General features: G+C 73.5%; 5 protein-coding genes and 1 pseudogene. 2 read left to right on the top strand and 4 right to left on the bottom strand.

Translation table 11 applies throughout. From position 1 onward, the window contains the following. Positions 1 to 229 (bottom strand): annotated as a pseudogene (locus ACOV8S_RS28055) (hypothetical protein); the annotation flags it as partial. A 326-nt stretch (positions 230 to 555) separates the two neighbouring features. On the opposite strand from ACOV8S_RS28055, the gene ACOV8S_RS28050 reads away from it, so the two are divergent. Then, positions 556 to 1,107 carry a GlcG/HbpS family heme-binding protein gene (locus tag ACOV8S_RS28050; protein ID WP_448321270.1) on the top strand — a complete coding sequence of 184 codons (552 nt, stop codon included), beginning with the start codon at positions 556 to 558 and terminating at the stop codon, positions 1,105 to 1,107. A 67-nt stretch (positions 1,108 to 1,174) separates the two neighbouring features. Here ACOV8S_RS28050 and ACOV8S_RS28045 read toward each other — a convergent pair whose 3' ends face one another. From ACOV8S_RS28045 to ACOV8S_RS28035, 3 genes are all read right to left on the bottom strand, one after another. Continuing rightward, the gene (locus ACOV8S_RS28045; protein WP_448321268.1) at positions 1,175 to 1,354 is read right to left on the bottom strand and encodes a hypothetical protein; all 180 of its coding nucleotides are present in this window, start codon (positions 1,352 to 1,354) and stop codon (positions 1,175 to 1,177) included. Positions 1,355 to 1,399: 45 nt separating this feature from the next. Continuing rightward, positions 1,400 to 2,290, bottom strand: a complete 891-nt coding sequence (locus tag ACOV8S_RS28040) for an undecaprenyl-diphosphate phosphatase (protein WP_448321267.1) — start codon at positions 2,288 to 2,290, stop codon at positions 1,400 to 1,402. 135 nt (positions 2,291 to 2,425) lie between these two features. Next, entirely contained in the window at positions 2,426 to 3,250 is an 825-nt protein-coding gene (locus tag ACOV8S_RS28035) for a TVP38/TMEM64 family protein (protein WP_448321265.1), read from the bottom strand. Positions 3,251 to 3,331: 81 nt separating this feature from the next. On the opposite strand from ACOV8S_RS28035, the gene ACOV8S_RS28030 reads away from it, so the two are divergent. Continuing rightward, positions 3,332 to 4,049: spermidine synthase (locus ACOV8S_RS28030; RefSeq protein WP_448321263.1), on the top strand; the 718-nt coding region annotated here is incomplete at its 3' end.

The raw sequence follows: 4,049 nt of genomic DNA, 5'->3' as shown, positions 1-4,049 counted from the left end.
TCGCTCGCCCGCTATCTGCTGCGCCATCCGCCGACCCGACCACCCAGGCGACGCCGGGGCCCGGCGGATGGCGCAGCAGATAGCGGGCGAGCGAACCGCCCAGCAACGCGTAGAAGGCGAGGTGCACCACCGGCCCGAGCCAGCGCGCGTCCGGGTCCGCCGCCGCGCCCGCCGCTGGATCCGCCGCCGGGGCCGAGGCCTCGGGGGACCGGTGCCGTGTGTGCCGCATGGGTGTTTCCTCGCGTCCGCCTCGGGCCGGGTGACCCTGGGCCCGTCCGGGCTCACGCCCGTCCTCGCTGCTGCTGCCGGCCCGGTTCCTCGCGAGCCGGCCGCAGCGACGGGGCCGTCCGGCCGGAAGGGCCGGAGACCGTCGCTCCCTCCAGGTAAACCCGTGCGGGCGGTGCGCGCATCAGCCGTTCGGATGACACCCCCGTCAACCGTCGGAACCCGCGTGACCAGCCGGAACGCCGACGCCCGGGGGCCGGGTGCGCCCCGAGGATGGATGGCGAGAGGCCGGGGAGCGAGGTTCCCCGGACGACTGACGAGGAGCTGTTCATGACGAAGAGGACGACCCTGCGCACCCGTGTCCTGCTGGGTACCGTCGCCGCCGCGGCGCTGGGCGCCGGCACGTTCGGCGCCGTGACCGCGAACGCCGCCGGCCCCGCGCCCGCCGCGGCGGCCGACGTGGCGAAGGGCCGGGACACCACGCAGACCACGCATCTGTCGGCCGATGCCGCCCTCCGGGCCGCCGAGGCCGCGATGGACGCCGCGGAGGACGCGGACCAGAAGGTGACGGTTGCCGTCGTGGACCGCAACGGCAACACCGTGGTGACCCTGCGCGGCGACGGCGCCGGGCCCCAGTCCTACGACTCGGCGGTGCGCAAGGCGTACACGGCGGTCTCCTGGAACGCACCCACCTCGGTGCTCGCCGGGCGGCTGGACCAGGCCCCGAACCTGAAGGACATCCCGAACACCCTCTTCCTCGCCGGTGGCGCGCCGGTCACCGCCAAGGGCGCCCCGATCGCGGGCATCGGTGTCGCCGGGGCCCCGTCCGGCGACCTGGACGAGAAGTTCGCGCAGGCGGGCGTGGCCGCGCTCGGCAGGTGAACCGGTGCGGCGGCGTCCGGCCGGGAACGGACGCCGCCGCGCGCCGCTCGAGGCGGCCGAGCCGGACCTAGACCGGCTGCAGTGCCTCCGCCCGCACGGCGCGGGCCCACTCGACGACCAGCTGTTCGTAGCGGGCACGGTCCTGGGCGGTCGGCGCGCCGCTCGAACGGAGCCACAGCGCGCGGATCATCTCGTTCAGCTCGGCGGCTGAGCGCGCGGAATCACGGACCTCGGCGTTGAGGAGCATGGGGTCCACCCTAGGGGCAAGGTATGACACTCCGCTACCGTCCCACTACACATCGGCCGCGTGCGGGCTCAGCACACCCGTCGTGATCAGGCCGAGGATGAGCAGGCCCAGGGCGATCCGGTACCAGACGAACGGCATGAACGACTTGGTGCTGATGAACTTCATGAACCAGGCGATCACCGCGTAGCCGCAGACGAACGCGATCACCGTGGCCAGGAAGGTCGGGCCCCAGGAGACGTGGGATCCCTCCGCGGCGTCCTTGAGCTCGAACAGGCCCGAGGCCAGGACGGCGGGGATGGCCAGCAGGAAGGAGTAGCGGGCCGCGGCCTCCCGGCGATACCCCATGAAGAGGCCGCCGCTGATGGTGGCTCCCGAGCGGGAGACGCCGGGAACCAGAGCCATGGCTTGGCAGAGGCCGAAGATCAGGCCGTCGCGGATGCCGAGGTGCGTCAGGTCCTTCGGTCGGCGCAGGCGGTGCCGCCCGCCACCCACCACGGGCTGATCGGCCGCCGCCGCGGCCCTCTCGGCGAGACGGTCGGCGACACCGATGACGACGCCGACCACGATCAGCATCGTGGCGGTGACCCGCAGATCACGGAACGGGCCCTCGATGTGGTCCTTGAGGGCCACACCGAGGACGCCGATCGGGATCGAGCCGACGATCACCAGCCAGCCCATCCTGGCGTCGTGGTCGCGCCGCGCCTCCCGGTCCCGCAGGGAGCGGAACCAGGCGCTCACGATCCGCCCGATGTCCTGGCGGAAGTAGATCAGCACCGCGGCCTCGGTGCCGATCTGGGTGATGGCGGTGAACGCCGCCCCCGGGTCCTGCCAGCCGGAGAACGCGGCGGTCAGCCGGAGGTGGGCGCTCGAGGAGATGGGCAGGAACTCGGTCAGCCCCTGGACGAGTCCGAGGACGAGCGATTCGAACCAAGACATGGGTGCAGGTAGTCCAAGTGCTGATCGGGGAGGAGGGCCGGGTCACGACGACGCCGGGGTGCGGGCACTGTAACGGTGCTGCGGCGTCCTGCCGGTGATCCACGGATGAACGGGAGGCGTCGCGTCGCCGACCGGTCAGCGTGCGCGCAGGTGGTGGCGCTTGCGCCAGGCGAAGACGGCGCCGCCCATGGCCGGGAGGGCGATGACGGCCACGGCGATCAGGAAGGCCGGCGAGGTGGGACTGGCGGCGCGGGCCCCGGCGACCGCGTAGGCGGCGGTGTTGGGGATCGAGCCGAGGGCGGTGGCGAGGAGGAAGGAGGAGGCCCGCATCCGGGAGACGGAGGCGCAGTAGTTGGCGGCCCAGAACGGGATGCCGGGGAAGAGTCTGAGCACCATCATCGAGCGGAAGCCGTGCCGGCTGAGCTGGCCGTCGGCCGCCTGGAGCCAGCGGGCGCGCAGCAGCGGCCGCAGGGCGTCCTGGCCGAGCAGCCGGCCGAGGCCGAAGGCGAGACCCGCGCCGAGCACGGTGCCGCCGAGCGCCGTCGCCAGGCCCATCGTCGAGCCGAAGAGCGCGCCGGCTGCCAGGTTGAGCACGGGGCGCGGGACGAAGGCCACGGTGCACAGCCCGTAGGCCACGCCGAACGCCAGCGCGGCGAGACCGCCGCCGAACTGGGGCGGCCAGCCGTCGGCGACCAGGCGCTGCGGCTCGAACATCAGGACCGTCCCGGCGGCGGTGGCCAGGAGGAGCAGGAGCAGGCCGAAACGGGCCCACGGGGACAGCAGCAGTTGGGCGCAGCGGGCCAGCGGACCGCGTGGCGCGGGGGCCGCGGGCGGCGTCGGCGGGGACGCCGGTTGCGCTGTCTTGGTCAGTTTGACGGGAGGGGTGATCACTAATCCAGCGGCCGCGGCGGGGGACGGCGCCGCGGCGGTGCCCCCAGAGCGGGTGGTGGCATCGAGCATTTGGCGACAGTAACCGAGGATGTGGGGTGTTCGCTCCCTACCGTGGCGTACGACATACCGTCATACCGGCACAATGGCTTGGTGAACGAGCCCGTACCCGTGTCCCGCGCCGTCGACCACGGCACCGCGAAACTGATGCCCGACGTGGACCGGGAGCGGGCCTGGCTGCTGACCGTCGACGGTGCGCCGCAGTCCTACGTCGACCTCGACGAACCGGCCCACCTGGAGTTCGAGTACACCCGCCGGATCGGCCACCTGGTCGACACCCTGGCCGAGCCCGGGGCGGCGCTGGACGCGGTGCACCTGGGCGGCGGGGCCCTCACCCTGCCCCGCTATGTGGCCTCCACCCGGCCGGGGTCCCGCCAGGATGTGGTCGAGTACGACCGCGGTCTGCTGGAGATGGTGCTGGAGCACCTGCCGCTGCCGGAGGAAACCGGTGGGGGCGGTGTCCGCACACATGTGGGCGACGCACGGGCGTGGCTGGAGAGCGCACCGGAGGACAGCGCGGACCTGGTGGTGGCGGACGTGTTCGGCGGCTCCAGGGTGCCGGCGCACCTCGCCTCGCTCGGCCTGGTGCGCGAGGCGAGGCGGGTGCTGCGGGACACGGGGGTGTACGTCGCCAACCTGGCGGACGGAGCGCCGTTCGCGTTCCTGCGCTCCCAGATCGCCACGGTGGCGGCCGTCTTCGCGGAGACGGCGGTGATCGCCGAGCCGGGTGTCCTGCGCGGGCGGCGGTTCGGCAACGCGCTGCTCGTCGCCTCGGGCCGGCAGCTGGACGTGGCGGGGGTGGCCCGGCGGG

The sequence above is a fragment of the Streptomyces sp. CO7 genome, assembly GCF_053474865.1.
Note: the sequence above shows the minus strand (reverse complement) of the source record. Positions and strands in the feature narration are given on the sequence as shown.

Coding starts and splice junctions, on each gene's coding strand:
- ACOV8S_RS28035 (WP_448321265.1), bottom strand. CDS start 3,250: ATGCTCGATGCCACCACCCGCTCTGGGGGCACCGCCGCGGCGCCGTCC.
- ACOV8S_RS28040 (WP_448321267.1), bottom strand. CDS start 2,290: ATGTCTTGGTTCGAATCGCTCGTCCTCGGACTCGTCCAGGGGCTGACC.
- ACOV8S_RS28045 (WP_448321268.1), bottom strand. CDS start 1,354: ATGCTCCTCAACGCCGAGGTCCGTGATTCCGCGCGCTCAGCCGCCGAG.
- ACOV8S_RS28050 (WP_448321270.1), top strand. CDS start 556: ATGACGAAGAGGACGACCCTGCGCACCCGTGTCCTGCTGGGTACCGTC.